The following is a 20,388-nucleotide window of genomic DNA, read 5'->3' as shown; positions in this document are numbered from 1 at the left end:
TACAACTGGGTAAAAACTATTTAAAGCAGATGTAAATATTACGCTTCTTAACTAAAAAGCCAAAGTTACATCTATAAAAACGAGGAGGTTTATTTGGAGTAAAGCTGGCTTTGTTGCTTGTTAGGGCTGGTTGTGGAACTAAATTCTAGTGTAAACACTTAATACGCCCGAAAAATCCTTTGCCATTTCGTACCGTGAAACACCCAAACTAATACCACCAATTGTATTATAAAAAGTCTTTGGCTCACGAATTATTAGCTTACTCTTGCTGATTTTGTATATGCCTAATGGTATTTTCTCAAATCCATCTTTAGTTTCGATTTTTACATACAATTGGTTCGGAGTAACTTCTGTGATTGTTTCCCAAGTAGCTTTTACTCCGGATTTTATATCAAAGAGCGATACACCGTCCTTGTCAAGTAACTCAAAAGTACCATTTTGGTGGAAGATCATTGTTCCGTTATCGACTTCTGATTTCCAGCTTCCTGTTATATTACTTGAGCTAGAAATCAGGTCACAAGCAGATAGTGTAAGCACTATCAATAAAATTATGATTCTCATTTTAGAGTCCTAACGCCCTGTTAAGGGCAAATTGGAGTTGGCTATAATTTGCGACGAAGGAGCAACAACCAACTGTTATTTGTCCTTTTAAGTGACTTGTTATGTGTCCATACACTATACTGTACCAATTAACGTACATGAACACTTTGGAGATACACATGGATGCTATAAGTTACACAGCCGCAAGAGCAAATTTAGCAAATACAATGGCGAATGTCTGTAATGATCACGCACCAATAATAATTACACGTAAAAGTGAAGACCCTGTTGTTATGATGTCGCTAGAAGATTATAACGCTATGCAGGAAACTACATATTTATTAAGATCCCCTGCAAATGCTAGAGACCTTTTAGAGTCTATTGCCGAGCTTGAAGCTGGCAATGGCACTGAAAGAGAACTGATTGAATGAAATTAACATTTTCAACAAACGCTTGGGAACAATATCTTTACTGGCAAACTACCGACAAAAAAATACTTAAACGTATTAATTTACTTATTAAAGATATTCAAAGAACACCTCAAGAAGGTATTGGGAAACCTGAACCATTAAAACATGGATTGTCGGGGTATTGGTCACGCCGTATAAACGATGAACATAGGATTGTTTATAAACATCAAGATGACACCATTGTGATTGCTCAGCTCCGATACCATTACGGCACATAACGCTTTGCTAATAAGCTAAACACTTTGTTGGGCTACCTTGTTGCATCGTTTGCAACTAAAAATGACAAACTAAAGTGAATCACTATTTATTCTCTTGGTAACAGTATACTACTCTGTTTCTTGCTTTAGATTACCCAAGAATTCAAATTCATACTTTAAAGCAGCAAGATATTCATTGGTTTTAATGTTGATGGCACCAATAACTTGAGACTCATCATTTTCTTCAGCCTGTATAACAATGACATTAGACCTTTCTCCCGTTTCTTGATCAATATGAACGGCATATTGGGGTATTAAAAGATCAATGGGTCTACCAATACTTTTACCTTCGATTTGAAGCATAAATACTGCAGCACCGGAATTAATATCATCTTCTGTTGCTTGGCGACCACTGGTATATTTATAGTCGCTCAATGGAGGCCACAGCATAGTATTTTTTCCGTGAAGTAAGGTTGATATCAGAATCAACGATAAAATTAATAAGCGATACATGATTTATACTGCTAACGGCACCTTAAGCGACAAAGAATTGTTTGCTAAAATGTTGAACGAAGTGAAAACAGCAAACTGTTTGTTGTCCGTTTAAAGGTCTTGGTATATGCTTTTTTCGACAGACTTCACATATTTGTCAAATAATTCAATACTTTCAAACTTTTTAGTTACTTCATATGTAGCCGCATCACATTGAAATACATTAAAGTCTGTATCGCTTAAACATATAAAAAATACGCTATTATCTAAAAAACCAATAATAAAACGCTTTTGTTCAAACCACTTTTTATAAGCATCACGCTCTATTTCTTCCCCTTTCTCCGGCATTCCTAGTATGTATTTAAAAAAAGATACAAAAATATTATCTTTCTTTTTTGGTAGTTCTTCATCAAAGCTTTTCTTTTTGAGCCCTGCATTTCTCCAGATTAAAGACTCCACATCCGTGTTCAATATAAAATTTATTGTTTCAGTGCCTGAATCAGTAATATTCTTAATCAGGTAATCTTTATACTGCTTTGGTAAAGTGATTTCTAACTCAGTTTCAATAGTTTCTGCAATATCCAAGATGACTCCATATCCTAAAAAAATATAACGCCGCATTAAGCGGTCAAAAATAGTGGGTTAAAATGTGTAGCGAAGCGAAACGTAACCCACTGTTTATGTTCCGTTTAAACGCCTTTTTATATGCTTTTAGACAATATTTCAAAAGCCCACTCAGAAAATACCCTTTCCAGTTGCCAACGGTCATTTATTTTACCTTGGTAAATACTATCTTTAACTATTTCGTCTTGGTTTTGAGCAAATTCTTTATATGCTTCAAGAAAACGCATTTCTAAGTCTTTTAATTCTTGGTCGTCATTAACTATATAAAACGGCAATTCAATAATTGGAGGCTTTATTTGACTAGTTATTGGCGAACTAAAAGAAGGTGTTTCAGACTCAATTTTTCTCAAGTGCAAAAATAAAGAATATTGAAGAGTACCTTTTGTGAAATAAAAAAGGTCACAATAAAAACTAGCATTAAGTCCATCTCGTTTTTCTGGGTGAGTAACAAACTCAATACCAGGAAACGGAATACATAAATTCTCATTTTGAAAATGAACGACAGGAACTTCATGCATTATTGTATTTTTAAATTTTAGTATGTAGTTATACTTTATTGGTTTTTCAATTAAACTGTTTTGCCACCAATATTGACCACCTTCAAATTCTGTATCACCAATTTCAATTGTAAAATCAGGGTCCAACGCGTAAAACGCCACATTAATACCATTATAATTCCAGTTGTCTGTATCCTCTAAAATGAAACTAAAACGTTTTGAAGCAGGTAAATCTAAGCCAAACCTTTCAGCCCACATTGCTTTTATATCACGAGGGTTTGCACAAGAGTCTTTTGGGGTATTTGTATCTCTAACTCGAGAGTATATTGTTCCAGCTCGTAGAACCTTCCCTCGTGACTTGATTTCTTTAGTCAAAAAATATGGTTTTACTCGCTCATTCTCAATTGTAAGTATTGCGATGTCTTTGTCTTGGTATTTAATGAATTTTAAATTAATGTTTGGGGCATTATTTTCCGCAAATGGTTGTTGTCGTAAAAAGTCTAAAATATCAGCTTGTGTATAGCTTTTATTCTCAGAATCCAATCCAACCACATCAAGCTCATCTGAGATTCCGAAAATCAAGTAACGCTCACCATCGTGAATAACATTAGCTAGACAAATAATATCATGTAAGAAATCATAAAGTTCGTCATGAAACTTTTGCTTAAAGTCCCACCATAAACCTTCGCAGTTCTTGGAAATTAGATTTGAAACGATTTCGTGCATGTAACCTCGAATGGCATATAACAATTTAATATCGACCCATTGGGTCGTTTTCTTAACTATAGGATAAAGTCCTAGCTCTACCTTATTTTAGAGTCCTAGCTTATTTTAATAAAGTAAATACGGTTTACGTTGTTGTTTAAATGCCGTTAAATCGGTTTGCCAGCTTTGTTTTATGGTTGCCAAACTTTGGCCTGCTAACATGGCTTTTCTTAATTTGTCGGTGCCGGCTAATTTATCCATAAAATCAGGGCGCTGGAAGAATTCGGTTTTGTTTTGTTCAAATACTTGATACCAGTTAAAGAATAACGACAGATCAAATCCTTTAATATCAGTCTGAGTCAGGTTTTGTCCGGTTAATAAAACACCTTTCAATTTAGGGTTTTTACTCACGCCTTTTATCACTCTTGGCGTAAAGGTAAAGTCACCTAGTTTACTGTGTTCAATAACCGTATTGTGGCCTAACACTTGAAACGGGAAGTCGGTTCCACGGCCAACGCTGACCGGTGTAGCTTCAAACAAACATAATGATGGATATAAGTTTATTGCTTGCTGGTTAGGTAAATTAGGACTTGGTGCAACGGGTAAAACATAAGTGTCTTGGCGTTGATAGTCTTGCACTGGAATAACCGTTAATTTCAGCTTATAGTCAAAATTAACTTTTTTAGACTCAATAGACAACCAAGCTTCGCCAACTATCATTTTGGCTAATTCCCCCACTGTCATGCCGTGGCTTAATGGAATTGGATGCATACCGACAAACGAACGGAATTCAGGTTCTAAAATAGGCCCATCAATATATTGCAGATTTGGGTTTGGGCGGTCTAACACCATAAACTCAACATTGTTTTCTGCCGCCGCTTGCATCATGTAATGCATGGAACTGATGTAAGTATAAAAACGCACACCAACGTCTTGGATATCAAAAATAATAATGTCGAGCTGCGACATCAATTCATCTGTTGGCTTTTTGTATTTGCCATAAATGGACACTATATTGATGCCTGTTGCGGCATCAATACTAGAATTCACTAATTCTCCAGCACTATGGTCGCCCCTAAAACCATGTTCCGGCGCAAATATGGTTTTTACATCAAAACCATTTTTATTCAATAAGTCGACCAAGTGCATGTCTTTAACACGAGAGGTTTGGTTAACCACCACACCAATACGCTTGCCTTTTAATAAAGGAAAATAAGTTGCGGTTTGTTCCGCTCCGATCTGGCTAGGACTGATTACTTTTGGATTTGACGCACAGCCGTTTAATATAAAAATTGCCACTAAAAACAATGAAAATGACCATGTAGAAGAAAGTAACTTATTGATTAGATTTTCTTTATTAAACATTAGCTTCCACATTATCTGTTAAGGGTGATATTGATAAAAAGTGCTATAGATTAAACGCTATTTATGAATTAAGGGCTTCAACTGAGCTGCGTAAGAAACCGCCATTTTGCAGTAACGTTAGCTCGCCTTGTTTTGGCGCTACGCCCGTTAAAATATGTAAAATGGCCAACTTCACTTTAAAGTCAGTTTTATTAAGTGCTTGCTCTGCAATGTCAGCACTACATTCAGTTGCTTGCATGACAATTCTAATTGCGCGCATGTATAATTTTTTGTTGCTCGCATTGACATCAACCATTAGATTTTCGTAGCTTTTACCAGTTCTTATCATGCTTGCCGTGCTCAACATATTTAACACCAGTTTTTGTGCGGTGCCAGATTTTAAGCGGGTTGAGCCTGTTAAGACCTCAGGGCCAACAACAGGACAAATAACAATATTTGCGTGTTTGGTCATTTCAGAATTAGGGTTACAGGTTACACACACAGTTTTAGCCCCCATTTGGTTGGCATAATCTAGCGCACCAATGACATAAGGTGTTCGGCCACTTGCTGCAATACCAACAAGAACATCCTTGTCATTAAAGTTAATGTTTTCTAAATCTTGTTTACCCAATTCAGCGTTATCTTCAGCACCTTCAACCGCTTTGTATATCGCCTTATCGCCACCAGCAATAATACCAATAACTTGATCTGGCGAAACACTAAACGTCGGCGGGCATTCAACCGCGTCTAACACACCTAAACGCCCACTGGTGCCTGCCCCCATATAAATAAGTCGGCCACCTTGGTTAAACGCATTAACAATTTGATCAACCGCTTCACCCATAGGCTCTATGCATAACTCTACCGCTAAAGGCACATTTTTATCTTCGTTATTAATAAGACGTAAGATGTCTTGGCTGTCCATTAAGTCTATTTGTTTGGAATTTGGATTACGTTCTTCTGACACCATGTTATTTAACTGCTGTAACAACACAGGATCGCTAACTAACGGCTCTTTTTTAGTTACCGATTTAACAACTTTATTACCTAATTCTTGACTACTTTTCTCTGCTAACAGACATGCACCGTCAAGTGACGTGCCTAATGCCAACTGACAAAACTCAGTGACTGACTCACTTAAAAATGGGAAGGTAACACCTGACAAACCACCGAGTAATACAACGGGAGTTTTGGAGTTTTTACGGCTAGTTAAAATGAGCTGTTCGCAGTGTTGTACGTGTAGCTTAATTAGTTTTTTAGCCAATTTACATTTAGGCTCTAAAGCAAAAATCAGCGGACAAAGTGCTGCATATTTAGCAGGTGTTGCATTGGCTAACCACTCAGGTAAATCACTAGGCTTTGGCCCAATCATTTCTAACAACTGTATTGTTAGTGCGGAACTCGACTGAGGAAGGCCCGGCTCAAAATTGGCTTCAGAATTTGCTGCGGCATGATCTTCTGCATTGTCTTCGCCATGACTTTTTTTAACGTCATGGCTATCAAGTTCATGCAATAAGCTTTGCACTGCACTTAAACCAAGCTTGGCACCACCACCATCATCACCAACAGGAAAACCCCAACCACCATAATAGTGTTCACGGTTTTCCGCGTCTAATCTCGCACCAACGGAACCAGTCCCTAAGGCAACAACCGTAACAGGCTCACCATTATTAGCACCAAACAAGGAAGTTTTTGCATCGTTACATATTTCTAAATTGGCAAATGAAAATGGTAGTTCCAGCGCCAATCTATCGGCTTGAGATACAACGCCGCCACCAGCAACACCAATAACAACTGACACATGTTCTGGCTTACATTGGGCATGACCGACAAATTTACCCATCAATTGGTTTAATAAGTTAGAAATAGTTTTAGCCGCTAATGCAAAATCATTACTAAGTGAAGATGCCCCGCCGTTCACTTCAAAAAAAGTCCCAGTATTAATTTCTTTAATACGGCCATGAGTTTTAGTGCCGCCACCATCAATTCCTATGATAAATTGAACAGACATTATATTGAGCCCCTGATTTTGTTGTGATTACGTTAGCTGTTAACTATTGGTAAAAATATTTTATATATTAATTAGTTTTGCACTTAAACTAGTGATGAAAGACATAGGAAAAATAATGATATGTCAGTAAACTCAAATCATAAATCTAACCATTCATTGTTAGAAGCATGTAAACTGAATTTAATACGATAAGTAAAAATACAAACTAATTTATTTTCTGCTCAGCAGTTTAAAGGAAAAAATGAAATCATTACACTTACAAAAAACAATATTACTTATCACTTGTGTATTAACAACCTTTGTAACTGCCTTTCACGTTGACTCTGCTACCAATAACTGGGAAATCTCGCCTTCGTCCAAGAACCTAATATCCGCTCAGGACTTTGACAGTAAAGGTATCCGACTGGCGTTAGCTCAAAAAATAATGTTAGACCTACGTTATTACTGTCCCGACAGAGTGGAAAACAGCAATCCAAATAAGAATCCATGTAAAACGCCAATGACCAAGTTACCGCAAGAGTTAGCGGATATGATCACCAACAGCAACTTGGGCGGTATTATTCTCTTTAGCGATAACTTACAAAACACAGCGCAAATAGTTCAGCTTACCCATGACTTGCAGCAAGCCGCCGCTCGTTCTAGTTCAAAAATTCCTTTATTTATTTCTGTCGATCAAGAAGGTGGCCGAGTTGCTCGGTTACCAAGAGCCACCTCAACATCGTTTAGTGGCAACATGGCGATAGGCGCAACTTATAAGAAATACGGCACTAAATACGCAACTATGGTTGGTGATGTATTAGGTCAAGAATTGTCGGCAACCGGATTTAACGTTAACCACGGACCAAACGTAGATGTAAACATCAACCCTAATAATCCGGTTATTAATGTTCGCTCCTTTGGTGAGAATCCAAGCACAGTTGCTAAGTTAGGATTAGCCCAGCTACAAGCGATGCAAAAGCATAATGTAATAGGAACACTCAAGCACTTCCCCGGTCATGGCGATACGAGTGTCGATAGCCACACAGGTTTACCAAGGGTGAACCATAGCTTATACAAAATTAAACAAGTGGACTTAGCCCCTTTCCAATACGCTATTGATAATAAGCAAGTGGATATGATCATGACGGCGCATATTCAATATCCAGAATTAGATAATTCCACCTTTTTAAGTAAATCGGGCGATGTGATGATGAAGCCCGCCACTATGTCTAAAAAAATACTTACCGACTTACTGCGTACTGACATGGGTTACCAAGGATTAATCATTACCGATGCCCTTGATATGAGAGGAATAAGTGCCTTTTTCAGCGAAACCGAAGCGGTCGTAGAAACCTTTAATGCTGGCGCAGACATAGCGCTTATGCCTTTCAAAGTAAGATTTAAACAAGATATTACTCAGTTACCCAATTTATTAAATGAGTTAAACCAAGCAATATACTCGAAGCGACTAGACACCAAGCAAACACTTAACTCGCTACAACGAATACTATCAGTGAAAGAAAAGTACCTATTGAAGTCTCAATTGCCTAACGCAGCCAAAACGAACCAAGACCAGGCCAATGAAATTCTCGCCAGTGATAAACACAGAGAATTAGAACAAGAGCTGTCAGACAGGTCAGTGACTTTAATAAAGGGCAGCCCTAAATTAAATACCAAGATCACTTCATTACATTTGTTAATGCCAGACCAAAGTAAATGTGTGGCACTAACCACGGCGATTAAAAAAGTGAAACCTAAATTAACTCTGTCTTGTAGCTCAATATTAAACAGTAGTGATGCCGCTGATATGAAGCAAATAAATCAAGCCAATGCCGTATTAGCTGGCAGTATTACGCCTTATCAAAGCATGGCTGAGATGGGCGGAATGGATGATATGGCCGCATTTAACAAAGCCTTTGGCTCTTTGTCTTCCAACAAAAAACGCTTGGATAGCAAGCTAAAAAGCTTACTAAGATACGCAAAGCAACTCAATAAACCCGTTACTTTTGTGAGCCTAAGAATGCCTTATGAGGCTGAACAATATAGTATTTATGCCGACACGATTATCGCCACCTACGCTTATAACCAATATCAAGATATCAACACAGGTGAGATAACTAGCCCAGTATATAATTCATTAGCCAAGCTTATCGCTGGTAAGCTCACGCCAACAGGAAGTTTACCTGTTTCGTTAGATATGAATAAAATCAAAGCTCAGCATTAATTCAATGGCGCTATTACAAAGATATAAAAATAGAAATTGTATACAAAATTTATACAATTTGAGTAAATACCCTATATCCAGATTTTTAAAAGTACTGTAGAATTCGTCCCTTAATTTTGTGTGGATTTATTCCATTCATCATATCGTTTTTTTAAAAGTGGAGTGTCACGTGTTTAAAACTTTTGCCAGTATCAGTCTTGTTGTTTTTGGTTTAACGCTACCAACTATAGTTGCAGCTGAAGATAAAGCAGCCGATAAACCAGAAATTGGGAACCATGAAAAAGGTTCTTGGTATGCATTTTGGGGTTGGAATCGCGGTTATTACTCAAACTCTGACGTACGCTTTAAAGGCGACAATTACGACTTCACACTAAAAGGTTTGACCGCGTCTGACCGTCCTACCGCAATTGGTATTGACCCGTATTTAAACCCACTAGATATGACGTTACCTCAAACTAACTTTAAAGTTGGTTACTTCTTTAAAGATAACTATGCAATTTCATTTGGTGTTGATCATATGAAATACATCATGGATCAAGAGCAAATAGCAATCTTAGACGGTTACGTAAATGTTGGCAGTGAGCATGATGGCGTGTATGACAACGCATCTTTCAACTTAGGCCAATATAATGAAGATGGCGATGTATCATTTTTAGCATTTGAACACTCAGACGGCTTAAACTACATCAACGTTGAAATTAATAATTTTGATGAATTGTATGCTTTCACTCCAAACTTCCGTGCATCTCGTGTATTTGGTGTTGGTGTTGGTTTCTTATTACCAAGAACAAATGCAACATTATTGAAAAATGAACGTCATGACGACTTCCACCTTTCAGGATGGGGAACTCATATGAAAGCAGGTCTTGAGTTAAGTTATTCTAAGTACTTTTTCCGTAGTGAAATCAAAATGGGCTACATTGATATGCCAGATATCAGAACGACTAAGTTCACAGCTGATAGCGCATCTCAGCACTTCACATTTACAGAATTAAACTTCTTATTTGGTCGTTATTTCTAAGTAGCTAAGGCTGATGTAATAGCCTCTGCTAGAAAGCTAAAGAGTAAATACAAAAAAACCTACATATTGTAAAATACGTAGGTTTTTTTATGTCTGGATTTAGCAGAAATTATTGCCGTAAATTAATAACGATTAACTTCTGTAGACCGTTTTAATCAAGTGATAACCAAACTGCGTTTTTATAGGCCCATGTACTTCAAGGATTGGTCTTTTAAAAACCACATCGTCAAATGCTTTAACCATGTCGCCTTTTTCAAACTCACCTAAGTCGCCGCCTTTTCTTCTAGAAGGACAGGTAGAGTGCTGTTTAGCTAACTTTTGAAAGTTGTCGCCTTTATCTAACTTCTTTTTAATACTTAATGCTTCATCTTTGGTTTTAACCAAAATGTGATAAGCCGATGCGCGTGCCATATCAACCTCTGTTTCTAATTTCATCTAGCGGTATTATACCCTAACATTAATAACTCAACCTTCTCATTTATGCTTTTATTTATCACTTTGCTTAGCTCTTTGTTTAGCTCTTTGCATGGCTCTTTTTTAGTCCTTTATTTAACCCTTAAGTAAAATCCAAGCAATAAAAAAGGCGCTTTACGCGCCTTTCATAGAAAGTGACTCTTTAATTAAACCGCTATTAGCAGCAGTTACTTATACTAGTTATTTATGTGAATTCACATAATCATCAAACATTAACTTTCTGATAATTGGCACTGGAGCACTGCCATAACTTAAGAACTGGTCGTGGAATTCTTTTAAGTTAAACTTATCGCCAGTGGCTTGTTTTAAGTCTTCACGTAACTGATAAATTTCAGAGTAACCGGTGAAGTAACTGGTTAACTGTACTTGCGACAAAGTAGCTCTGCGCCATTTACCTGTGGCTTCAGACTTTTCTTGGAACGCTTGATTGATCATCATATCCAGCGCTTTATCTTCTGTTAAACCATTAACCTGAATGCTGTAATCTAAAATAGAGTTCATGATCACGCGTAGGTTCCATTTGTAATACATTAACCATAACTCTGGCTCATTATCACCGTAACCTTCCTCTAACATCATGCGTTCAGTATAAACCGCCCAACCTTCAACCATAGCGCCGTTACCAAAGATAGACTTAACTAAGCTCTTTGATTTATTGCTATGTACTAACTGGGTGTAATGTCCTGGCACTGCTTCATGAATATTAAGCACTTGTAACAACCAATGGTTGTATTCGCGCAAATAACTTTCTGCTTGTTCGTCATTAAAGTTATCCAACGGCGTCACGTTGTAATATGTGTTTGCTTCTGCATCATAAGGCCCAGGAGCATTAATAGACGCACCAGCAAAACCACGTTGATACTCAGGAGTTTCTCTTACTACTAACGGCTTGTCTTTATCCATAGTGATTAAGTCATGCTTTAATACAAAAGCTTCCAGCTCTGGAATTTGCTCTCTGATGCTATTTACAAAATCATCACGTTTAACGTGTTTAACCGAAATATGGTCAATCACCTTTTTGATCATCACTAAATTATCTTGTGGTTTTTCAATACCATCAAAGTACTTAGGCCACAGGTTATCCGCAATTTTGATCATCTCTTGATGAACACGATTTTTCTCACTTATCGCTTTGTTAAATAACTCATTTGCTGTGTAGCCAGAAAAGATATCAAGTTTGAATTTCTTCTCGTACAAGTCTTTACCAATGCGGAAGTCTTTCGCGGTTGTGCTTTTTTCTAATTCAGTTGCCTTATTACCTAACCAAGTAATATAACCATCTATCGCAGCTGAGCTGGCTTGTAAACGTTGAGCAAATAGAGCTTTGTCTTCTGCCGACAAGCTAGAGCTTGCCACTTTATCTGCAATCGACTTATTAAATAATCCAGCCGTGCCTTTGCTTTGCTGAATAGCTAATTGCGTATGAGTTAACGTTGGGTTGGTCAAGTTTTGTTGTGCTGCTTTATAATACGCAGGCACATTTTCCATACGCTCAATTATTGTTTTTAAACGGTCATTTAATGGTTTGTAATCCGTGTTTAAAATGACACCAAAAACCCCCGCTACATTGTAGTTAGACGGATTCCACTGGCCACTTTTTAATTCAGTGATAGACCAAATAGCCGACTCAATTTGATTTTGCAAAATGTAAAAATCACTAGCATTGTTAGGGCTTAATGCTTGTGAGTCGATAGCATTTAATAGAGCTAGTTGCTGTTGATAAAACGCCAACTCTTTTTGAGCAGTCGCATCATTTGGGATAGGTAATATTTTGTCATATTTATAAAAACCGACATACACAGCATAACCAGGATTTAACTGCCAAAATTGCTCAATAAAAGACTCTGAAAATTCAGCGAAGAACTTATCCTGAACACTCACGCCTTGCTGTGAACTTGTTGCAGTTCCAGAAGTTGATGTATCAGAAGCCGGCTGACAAGCGGTTAATGTAGTTGCAATGATCACACTAGCAGCAACCGCACTTGTGGCCGTTAATACTTTTGGGAGTAATGGTTTAAATTTCATAATCGTTCCATATTTATTATTTGCCACGACTCTAATAATAAATTTGAGAGATTACTAGTAAAAACGATGAATGGCTTTGTTTGTAGGATTTTTAAAGATATTAAAACATTTTTACTTTTCATGATGTGGATCACTTTTCATAGTTAATGATAAAGGTAGTATGTTAGGCATTAATACCTTGTTAATCGCCAAGGTGTAAAACCATTTAGGATATTGTATGAAAGTCACTGACGTTCGGCTTGTGCCTGGACTAATTTCCATAGCTACCATTTTATTACTTTGGTTTGTTATACCGGTTCCTGAAGGTGTATCAGTCAATGCCTGGCATCTGTTGGCTTTGTTTGTTGGTACTGTGGTCGCCATTATTGGTAAAGCAATGCCAATTGGTGCGGTTGCTATTTTAGCCATAACATTAGTCGCTCTCACCGGAGTCACCAGCGACAATCCCTCTACTGCAATTAAAGATGCGTTAAGCGGTTTCTCAAATTCCCTTATTTGGTTGATTGGTATTGCCATTATTATTTCAAGAGGTTTAGTTAAAACCGGTTTAGGTAATCGTATTGGTTATTATTTTATTTCGTTATTTGGTAAAAAAACCATAGGTATTGGTTATGCGTTAGCACTGTCTGAATTAGTTATCGCACCTGTAACACCAAGTAATACCGCACGAGGTGGTGGCATTATCCACCCGATAATGAGATCAATCGCAGCAAGCTTTGGCTCTTCACCAGAAGAAGGAACCTCTCGTAAGATAGGACATTATCTTGCGTTGGTTAACTATCATATTAATCCGATCACCTCTGCCATGTTTATTACGGCAACCGCACCTAATCCATTAATTGTAAAACTTATTGCCGACGCCACAGGTTCAGACATCAGTATTACTTGGGGAACATGGGCACTAGCAGCTTTGTTACCGGGTTTAGTGTGTATTGCCTTGGTGCCATTAGTAATTTATGCGATTTATCCGCCAGAAATCAAGCGCACGCCTGATGCAAAAATGTATGCCAAAACTAAACTCACGGATATGGGTCCTATGTCTTATGGCGAAAAAGTTATGGTGAGTGTTTTTGCCCTATTACTAACTCTTTGGGCTGGCGTGCCAGCTATGTTGTTTGGTGCTGATTATGCAGTAAACACAACCGCCGTTGCTTTTTTAGGCTTGTCTATTTTACTGGTAAGCGGCGTATTGAGTTGGGACGATGTACTCAAAGAAAAGTCAGCTTGGGACACGGTTGTGTGGTTTTCTGCTTTAGTTATGATGGCAACATTTTTGAATAAACTAGGTCTAGTGGATTGGTTCTCATCCGTTGTAGGAAATAATATTGAGCAACTCGGTTTTGGTTGGGCAATATCTGTCACTATCTTGGTTGGCGTTTACTTCTACGCACATTACTTTTTTGCCAGTACAACAGCGCATATTACCGCAATGTTTGCTGCATTTTATGCCGCAGGTTTAGCATTAGGCGCTCCACCTTTATATCTAGGCTTATTACTAGCTGGCGCCTCTTCCCTAATGATGTCATTAACCCATTACGCAACAGGCACATCGCCAATCATCTTCGGTTCTGGTTATGTCTCCATGAAAGACTGGTGGGTTATGGGCTTTATAATGAGTATCGTTAACTTATCCGTCTGGGGCATCGTAGGCGGACTGTGGTGGAAAGTATTGGGATATTGGTAAGTAGGTTGTGCTATTTTTGAGGCTTATAAACCATATATGAATGAAACGAATTGTTTCACCTGACCAACAGCGTCCATCATTAATAATGTAAACTATAGTTTTTTGAAAAAGCCCTTCAATTTAATTAACTTTTTAAAAAAAGAAAGTACTGGATACCTTACCCTGTCTTTTTTTAGAGATAATAAATACTCCCAGAATTCTCTTTTTTGATTATATATACCAGTAATTTCACGAACAAACTTAGTTCCTTCGTAATTTTCGATGAATGGCTTTACAAGTAAGTTAACTTTTTTATATAGTTCGATATCAAACGTATAATCAGGCCTATGTTCTAAATAATCATGGGCATATGAATTTCTATAATCGTAAATTTCTTTAAAGCCTCCATTAAATAAATATTTTAAATGTGAATCTTCGCTAAGTTGATTATCGAAAAAGTCATTGAGGTATTTATATCGTTGTTCCCATTTTATTACATCTCTATTCAATACTTGATTGATAATATTCTTATCATACATTCCGGATACTAATGACTCTAAAAACGATTGAGTTACAATTAAAGATTCAAAATAAAGACCCTGATTGTAAAGGAAACTAATACGCTTAAATACAATATCTGTTGGGTTATAATCCCAATTTAACTGCTCTGGAAATATACTAATTTGTGAATCCAATAACTTTGAAATTGATTGTATTGTATTGTGGCCATCTGAATAATAAAATTTAATACAAGCCATATCACCAACACGTTCTTTAGACATTAATGGCATTGACTTGTTATCTGCTTGCATATTCACCATATTAATAACTCGATTGCTAAACTGAAATATAGGTGCCCATAAATAATTCTGTAGAGTAGTAAAGTCAAAAAACCAACAAGTTCGAGGTCCTCTGGATCTCGACCGTTTGTATAAAGCCAACTCTTCAAGCAATGATTTTTCTAATTCTTCAACTTCATTACCCAAAGCTCCTTTTGACCAATTAAATAATTTTTTTGCATTAGACTTTGTAACATCAAACCTAAACACTAAACCTTTTGTATAATCAAGGTTACTCCGAACAAACTCATATCCATTGAAAAAATCATCCTCAACGTTTTGAATGAGCCTAGGGTTTACCTCAAATTCTAAACCTAAGGCACTGCTAGCAATTGGTGACTCATTAATACATTCATGTAATGTATTTGATAATTTATACATTCGAGGCAAAAAAACAGAAACTTCAACTCTTTCTATATAAGGTATATTAGATGTCTCTTTTATTTCAATCTGTTTGTTATTAATCAATTTTTTTAAATATTTTGATACAGAGTTCTCCTCAGAGTCTGTAAAAGCACCTATATTTGTTAAAAAATGAAGTATTTCATTATCTACATTTCTTATAATCTCAACCCACTTTAACTCAGGTTCAATATAAATATCGTTAGAAGAAATATAATGTGAGATTTTTTGAAAGTTTGAATTACCTTTGGGAACAGTTGTTGTTTTACCTTCATTTGATAATATATATTGATTAACCTCTCCAAAGGCATCATAAGTGCATGTTAAATTAGCCCCTTCATTTAGCATACTTACAAAACTATTTATCATATTATCCTTTTAGTAATTTTAACGCTTACCTAGAGTCAGTATTTCTTAATAAAGAATAACGTATCAATTGTTCAAAACATAAACAACGATTTTTATAAAAAACATAATGTATATTTTGCCTTACTTTGGCCCATTTTATTCAAAGCATCTGTATTACGTCTCTTATAAAATAAGACTTTCCACAAAACGAGCGATCATGAACTCCCGTTTGAGGAAACTATTCAACGACGAGTGTTTTCCAGCTCTGGTCCCTACTTCGCTCTACCTCCTCCATTAAGGGAGTCGTCAGTACTTGATCATAAAGGTTATTATTTAGTAACAATAGTTAATGTAAGCGGATGTTTTGGTTACGGGCGGCGCTCTGTTTTATTACTAAGAGCGCCTACCTTTTTTGGCTGTTGAAAAAAGGTATGGTCACCGTCAAGGTGAAACCTTCGAGTTCAGCTAAATGCAATTTCACAGCAATACTTATAAACCAAGCTATAAAAACAAGCGGCCTTTCAAAAAGGCAACTTGGCTACAAACAAATAATATAAAAGGTGTCAAAGTTCAGGCTCAAAAAAAGCCCGAATTAATATACATCCCGAATATAACGCTGCTGCTGTTGTAACTCTTCTATCTTTTCTTGTCCTAAAATAGTTACTAAAGCATCTTGTACGCCTTCCCCCATTCCAACTAAGCTACCGCAAACATATATATAAGCACCGTCATCAATCCACTGATGCAGCTTGTCTTGTTCATTAAATAGAACATTTTGTACGTATTTAGGGTATTGACTGTCTTGTGAAAAAGCACAACTTAATTTATTCACTTTTACCGGCTCTTTTTCAAACTCAGCTAATTGTTTGTTTATAGGGAGTTCTGCTTTGTTGTTACGCTCACCAAAAATCAACCAGCTTTGACCAATGGATTTATCTTGTTGATTGGCCAAATAAAAGCGCGCTGATATTTGTGCTTTTAATCCGGCTAAACCGCTGCCAGCCCCAATTAAAATAATAGGCTTACTGTGATCTATATTATGATGTGAGTTTACGCTTTTAATATGCCCATCAATTACATCACCTACTTGGCAATAATGACTTAAAAAGCCTGATGCTAAACCAAATTCTTGTTTTTCTGCTTGCCTTTGTACATCGCCATTGTGCTTTTCAAACAAACGAACAATGAGCTGTAATTGGCCATCTTCTGGTATAGATGCTATTGAATAGCTGCGTTTGTGTAAATAAGGTAACGCTTGTAACAATTCATTTGCTGAATGCTTGTGTGTTTCAGGTAGTTCACGTTCTAGCAACCAGGCTTTTAACGACTGTTGATGGCCTTGGTGTGTTAACCAAATATCACCATTTATATTGTTTTCTGCTAACCATTTATCAACAACTTCGCTAGGTTGTTTAGGTTGAATCTCTATTAAGTCACCCGCTTGCCAAGTTGGACTTGGCCCTATACTTTTAAAAGTAATTTGTAATAGCGGTTCATCATTACAATCTGGATTTAGTAACTCGCGTTGGATTAATTGCCAATATTGCTTAGACTTAACAACTTGAGTACCAGTGGTTTTTATTAAAGACGGCTGCTGTATTAATGATTGCTGTGAAACCTCAAGCCAATCTGGCGTAATATCAGCTAGGTTAGTAATTAGCTCATCATAATTATCAACTGTAATAACCTTGCTTAACTGTTTAGCCCCTGCGTCTTTCATTGCTTGGTCTACTTGATAACCAAAAGCACAAAATTCAGGGTATGTACTATCACCTAATGCAACAACTGAATAAGCTAAATGATTAAGCTGGTTAATATCAGCATTTCTATCTGATGTTGATGTTGATATCGTTGTCAGTAATTTAGTGAATAAACTGCCATTATCTGGAGCCTCACCATCACCATAAGTACTGATCACAAAGAGCACTTTTTCTAAGGGAAGTAGATGCTCAAAAGTTAACGCATTCAAAGGGATAGCACTCACTTTTTCTAACACGCTTAATGCATCAGCAAAGTATTGCGCTATTGATTGGGCATTACCCGTTTGGCTAGCATACACAATAAGTGTTTTTGTATTTGCTACCAGTTTAGGCTGAGTTCGTGAACGGTGTAAACGCCACATACCTACACATAAAGCTAACCACGCAACACTCAATACCGTTATCAATACACCAATCAAATACAAACTTTGCATATACTCTTTTTACCAACGTCTAATACTGTTTAGATAACTTATAAATCAAAAAACCTACATTATTGATAATGTAGGTTTTTAGTATCAATACTTTACAACCAAATATGAATAACTTCATAGTGAAAGCTGCATTAAATGCAGCTCAGCACGACTAAAGTTAAATGGTTATCAATTACTGTGGGTAAACGGCAAATGTTGCGCCATAGCTACCTGTACGTATTGTTGCTGGAGCTTGTGCTTTATCGTCTTCAAACTCAGCTTCTATTAAATATACGCCAGCTTCTGGCCATGTGATGCTCACATAACCTTTTGCATCAGTTACTAAATCTAATTGATTTTGGTCATTACGAAAACGCGTATCACCTTTAACAATCGCTAATTTCACACCAACTGCTGGCTCACCTTCAAATAAGAATTGAAACTTAGCACTTTCACCTGCAAATAAATCATTTGGGTGAGTCACAGGCACTAATTCTAAACCTGAGTTTGTTGCTTCAAATACTTTTGTAGTTGGCTCACCTGACGTTACATACGTTTCTAAACGACGGAAGCTTTGAGATACTTTTAATGAATCTGCTTTTTTAGGTACGGCTTTTTCAAAATCCGCATCGTTAGCTGTTTCACCACGTCCAGGCCATCTTTTACGCTTACCATCTTTGTCTTTCCATGAAGCACGTAAACCACCTGATGCATAACCAATTTTGTAAGTACCTGGTGTTAACAAGTTTAAATCAAAAGTAGAGCGGTATTTACCTGTATGTGGGTTAGCAACGTCAATTGATTTACCATTTGGATCTTGAACCATTAAGCCTTTCATACGAAGTGGCACATGCTCAGGTACAAATAAAGAATTTGAAACCGCAGCGTCAAATGTTACCCATGGCGCATCGCCTGACAAGTTAGTTGTGCTTGGTAAAATCCATGCGCGGTGAGCACTGGCGTTAAAACATAAGCCCATTACCATGGTAATAGATAACAATGCTTTGATTGGTGTAGATATATTCATTAATTTATCCTTTAATCTATGTAATTTAAATCTTATGTGCACATATACTGAGCAACCGTTAGTAACTATGTTAAATGACGTTTAATCTATCGAAACTTTAATACTACCTAGCTCTGTACTACCTGATGCAGATAGTGGGTAATCACTTGATTTAACCGGCCATTGAAGAGGAATATTCACCACTTCTTTACCGCCAACTTCTCTTGAAGCTTCAATACGTAATTGATATTCACCTTTTGGTAATGACTGTAAATGCTTTGATGTTAAATCAACAACAATACTATGTTTACCAGGGCCTTTAGTGGCAGAAGTTAATCCGTCAAATGGCTGCTGTGATGAACGACCAATACGACGCCACCACTGACGAATATCTTTTAGCCATTTAGCACCTTCGTTATCTTTCATATCAAGGTCGTACCAAAGTGCAATTTGTGTCGCTTTACGGTTACTATCTTCCAACCAAATAGCCACATAAGGCTTATGGTATTCAGCAACATTCATACGCGGCATTTCAACATCAATTAATAGTTTATCCGCAGCAACTGAAACGTTACTGAAAACAATGCTTAACGCAAACATTGAAAAGAATGCGATGTTAGACAAAATTGTGCGGTTCATTGATTTTCCTTTTAAATCCAGTGTTTAGAGTCCAGTGTGTAGAGTCCCCTCACCTTTCATCTGTTGCATTACGCGAGTCAGAAAATGAAAGGCAAACAGACCTTAATGTAAACTTGTTAAAATAATAATCAGCGGCAAAAGCACGCCTAATGTCACCACAGGCCAAGTCGATAAACGAAAACCTGATTGTTTATAAAGTAGCCACAAACCACTTAAACAAAAAACAATGGAAATAGCAGCGAATATATCGATAAACCATTTCCATGCCTCGTTTGTGTATCGGCCTTTGTGTAAGTCATTAAAAAACGAAATCCAACCTCGGTCGGTACGCTCAAAAATTAACTCTCCACTTTCTATATCAATAGCAAGCCAAGCATCTACGCCAGGATTTGGCATCGACAAATAAAATTCTCCATCATTGAATTCACCTACCGTATCTTGTCCAATAAACAATTGGTGCTTTGTCATTAAATACTGACGAATATCGTGAGGTAATACATCCTGGTTAGCTTCAAGTGCCTGCCATGGTTTTAATAATGCTGCAGGTATTTCTGCTTCTATTGTTGTGATATCCGAATTAGCCAGAATATCAGCAGCATGGTTTAAGGTGATACCTGTCCATGAAAAAAACAGCATACCAATACTACAAACAGCTGCGCTTACCCAATGCCACTGACGTGCGCTACCTAATGTAATTTTCATATGCTGTGTTTCA

Annotated in this window: 18 protein-coding genes and 1 pseudogene; 5 read left to right on the top strand and 14 right to left on the bottom strand. The window is 37.0% G+C overall.

The genetic code is table 11. The features are described 5' to 3' along the window. Nucleotides 1–138: 138 nt before the first annotated feature. Nucleotides 139–561 (bottom strand): hypothetical protein, encoded by a 423-nt coding sequence (locus tag BTO11_RS07035; protein WP_105051937.1) that lies wholly within the window; start codon nt 559–561, stop codon nt 139–141. Nucleotides 562–719: 158 nt separating this feature from the next. On the opposite strand from BTO11_RS07035, the gene BTO11_RS07030 reads away from it, so the two are divergent. Together BTO11_RS07030 and BTO11_RS07025 are read left to right on the top strand one after the other, a co-directional pair. Then, on the top strand, nt 720–971 hold the full coding sequence (locus BTO11_RS07030) for a type II toxin-antitoxin system Phd/YefM family antitoxin (RefSeq protein WP_105051936.1): 252 nt from the start codon (nt 720–722) through the stop codon (nt 969–971). Next, complete coding sequence (locus tag BTO11_RS07025; RefSeq protein WP_105051935.1) at nt 968–1,228, top strand: Txe/YoeB family addiction module toxin; 261 nt, start codon at nt 968–970, stop codon at nt 1,226–1,228. Before BTO11_RS07030 ends, BTO11_RS07025 begins: the two co-directional genes overlap by 4 nt. 108 nt (nt 1,229–1,336) lie before the next feature. Here the strand turns inward: BTO11_RS07025 and BTO11_RS07020 are convergent, their stop codons facing one another. The 6 genes and pseudogenes from BTO11_RS07020 to BTO11_RS16595 all read right to left on the bottom strand — a co-directional run. Further along, entirely contained in the window at nt 1,337–1,657 is a 321-nt protein-coding gene (locus BTO11_RS07020; protein ID WP_105053686.1) for a hypothetical protein, read from the bottom strand. Between the two features lie 153 nt (nt 1,658–1,810). After that, nucleotides 1,811–2,284 (bottom strand): hypothetical protein, encoded by a 474-nt coding sequence (locus BTO11_RS07015; RefSeq protein ID WP_105051934.1) that lies wholly within the window; start codon nt 2,282–2,284, stop codon nt 1,811–1,813. 116 nt (nt 2,285–2,400) lie between these two features. Continuing rightward, complete coding sequence (locus BTO11_RS07010) at nt 2,401–3,570, bottom strand: AlbA family DNA-binding domain-containing protein (protein WP_219846459.1); 1,170 nt, start codon at nt 3,568–3,570, stop codon at nt 2,401–2,403. A gap of 81 nt (nt 3,571–3,651) precedes the next feature. Beyond that, nucleotides 3,652–4,890, bottom strand: coding sequence for an exo-beta-N-acetylmuramidase NamZ family protein (locus tag BTO11_RS07005; protein WP_105051932.1), 1,239 nt, complete (start codon nt 4,888–4,890; stop codon nt 3,652–3,654). A gap of 61 nt (nt 4,891–4,951) precedes the next feature. Next, nucleotides 4,952–5,863 carry an N-acetylmuramic acid 6-phosphate etherase gene (murQ, locus tag BTO11_RS16600; RefSeq protein ID WP_268245079.1) on the bottom strand — a complete coding sequence of 304 codons (912 nt, stop codon included), beginning with the start codon at nt 5,861–5,863 and terminating at the stop codon, nt 4,952–4,954. Nucleotides 5,864–6,358: 495 nt separating this feature from the next. Further along, a pseudogene (locus BTO11_RS16595) lies at nt 6,359–6,880 on the bottom strand (glucosamine kinase nucleotide-binding domain-containing protein); the annotation flags it as partial. Between the two features lie 241 nt (nt 6,881–7,121). On the opposite strand from BTO11_RS16595, the gene BTO11_RS06995 reads away from it, so the two are divergent. Beyond that, nucleotides 7,122–9,083: a glycoside hydrolase family 3 protein gene (locus BTO11_RS06995; RefSeq protein WP_229793334.1), complete on the top strand. Its 1,962-nt coding sequence runs from the start codon at nt 7,122–7,124 to the stop codon at nt 9,081–9,083. A gap of 169 nt (nt 9,084–9,252) precedes the next feature. After that, nucleotides 9,253–10,104 (top strand): hypothetical protein, encoded by an 852-nt coding sequence (locus BTO11_RS06990; RefSeq protein ID WP_105051930.1) that lies wholly within the window; start codon nt 9,253–9,255, stop codon nt 10,102–10,104. 132 nt (nt 10,105–10,236) lie between these two features. On the opposite strand, the gene BTO11_RS06985 is transcribed toward BTO11_RS06990, so the two are convergent. Both BTO11_RS06985 and BTO11_RS06980 read right to left on the bottom strand, forming a co-directional pair. After that, on the bottom strand, nt 10,237–10,515 hold the full coding sequence (locus BTO11_RS06985) for a peptidylprolyl isomerase (protein ID WP_105053684.1): 279 nt from the start codon (nt 10,513–10,515) through the stop codon (nt 10,237–10,239). A gap of 243 nt (nt 10,516–10,758) precedes the next feature. Continuing rightward, nucleotides 10,759–12,603 (bottom strand): DUF885 domain-containing protein, encoded by a 1,845-nt coding sequence (locus BTO11_RS06980; RefSeq protein WP_105051929.1) that lies wholly within the window; start codon nt 12,601–12,603, stop codon nt 10,759–10,761. 217 nt (nt 12,604–12,820) lie between these two features. Here BTO11_RS06980 and BTO11_RS06975 point away from each other — a divergent pair, with 217 nt between their 5' ends. Continuing rightward, nucleotides 12,821–14,287 (top strand): anion permease, encoded by a 1,467-nt coding sequence (locus BTO11_RS06975; protein ID WP_105051928.1) that lies wholly within the window; start codon nt 12,821–12,823, stop codon nt 14,285–14,287. 92 nt (nt 14,288–14,379) lie between these two features. On the opposite strand, the gene BTO11_RS06970 is transcribed toward BTO11_RS06975, so the two are convergent. The 5 genes from BTO11_RS06970 to BTO11_RS06950 form a co-directional block, all read right to left on the bottom strand. Next, nucleotides 14,380–15,876: a hypothetical protein gene (locus BTO11_RS06970; protein WP_105051927.1), complete on the bottom strand. Its 1,497-nt coding sequence runs from the start codon at nt 15,874–15,876 to the stop codon at nt 14,380–14,382. A 571-nt stretch (nt 15,877–16,447) separates the two neighbouring features. Then, nucleotides 16,448–18,049, bottom strand: coding sequence for a flavodoxin domain-containing protein (locus tag BTO11_RS06965; protein WP_105051926.1), 1,602 nt, complete (start codon nt 18,047–18,049; stop codon nt 16,448–16,450). 172 nt (nt 18,050–18,221) lie between these two features. After that, the gene (locus BTO11_RS06960) at nt 18,222–19,055 is read right to left on the bottom strand and encodes a DUF4198 domain-containing protein (RefSeq protein ID WP_105051925.1); all 834 of its coding nucleotides are present in this window, start codon (nt 19,053–19,055) and stop codon (nt 18,222–18,224) included. A gap of 81 nt (nt 19,056–19,136) precedes the next feature. Then, nucleotides 19,137–19,673, bottom strand: a complete 537-nt coding sequence (locus BTO11_RS06955) for a DUF2271 domain-containing protein (protein ID WP_229793335.1) — start codon at nt 19,671–19,673, stop codon at nt 19,137–19,139. 102 nt (nt 19,674–19,775) lie between these two features. Next, a complete protein-coding gene (locus BTO11_RS06950; protein WP_105051924.1) occupies nt 19,776–20,375 on the bottom strand; it encodes a PepSY-associated TM helix domain-containing protein in 600 nt (199 codons plus the stop codon). Nucleotides 20,376–20,388: the final 13 nt, after the last annotated feature.

This window comes from Psychrosphaera saromensis (assembly GCF_002954545.1).
GTDB lineage: Bacteria > Pseudomonadota > Gammaproteobacteria > Enterobacterales > Alteromonadaceae > Psychrosphaera > Psychrosphaera saromensis.
This window is presented reverse-complemented; position numbering and strand designations above follow the sequence as displayed.

Excerpts from the sequence above, each read along its gene's own strand:
- BTO11_RS07020 (WP_105053686.1), bottom strand. The coding sequence starts at position 1,657 with ATGCTGTGGCCTCCATTGAGCGACTATAAATATACCAGTGGTCGCCAA.
- BTO11_RS07005 (WP_105051932.1), bottom strand. The coding sequence starts at position 4,890 with ATGTTTAATAAAGAAAATCTAATCAATAAGTTACTTTCTTCTACATGG.
- BTO11_RS06965 (WP_105051926.1), bottom strand. The coding sequence starts at position 18,049 with ATGCAAAGTTTGTATTTGATTGGTGTATTGATAACGGTATTGAGTGTT.
- BTO11_RS06955 (WP_229793335.1), bottom strand. The coding sequence starts at position 19,673 with ATGAACCGCACAATTTTGTCTAACATCGCATTCTTTTCAATGTTTGCG.
- BTO11_RS07025 (WP_105051935.1), top strand. The coding sequence starts at position 968 with ATGAAATTAACATTTTCAACAAACGCTTGGGAACAATATCTTTACTGG.
- BTO11_RS06960 (WP_105051925.1), bottom strand. The coding sequence starts at position 19,055 with ATGAATATATCTACACCAATCAAAGCATTGTTATCTATTACCATGGTA.
- BTO11_RS06980 (WP_105051929.1), bottom strand. The coding sequence starts at position 12,603 with ATGAAATTTAAACCATTACTCCCAAAAGTATTAACGGCCACAAGTGCG.
- BTO11_RS06985 (WP_105053684.1), bottom strand. The coding sequence starts at position 10,515 with ATGGCACGCGCATCGGCTTATCACATTTTGGTTAAAACCAAAGATGAA.
- BTO11_RS06975 (WP_105051928.1), top strand. The coding sequence starts at position 12,821 with ATGAAAGTCACTGACGTTCGGCTTGTGCCTGGACTAATTTCCATAGCT.
- BTO11_RS07035 (WP_105051937.1), bottom strand. The coding sequence starts at position 561 with ATGAGAATCATAATTTTATTGATAGTGCTTACACTATCTGCTTGTGAC.
- BTO11_RS06970 (WP_105051927.1), bottom strand. The coding sequence starts at position 15,876 with ATGATAAATAGTTTTGTAAGTATGCTAAATGAAGGGGCTAATTTAACA.
- BTO11_RS06950 (WP_105051924.1), bottom strand. The coding sequence starts at position 20,375 with ATGAAAATTACATTAGGTAGCGCACGTCAGTGGCATTGGGTAAGCGCA.
- BTO11_RS06995 (WP_229793334.1), top strand. The coding sequence starts at position 7,122 with ATGAAATCATTACACTTACAAAAAACAATATTACTTATCACTTGTGTA.
- BTO11_RS07030 (WP_105051936.1), top strand. The coding sequence starts at position 720 with ATGGATGCTATAAGTTACACAGCCGCAAGAGCAAATTTAGCAAATACA.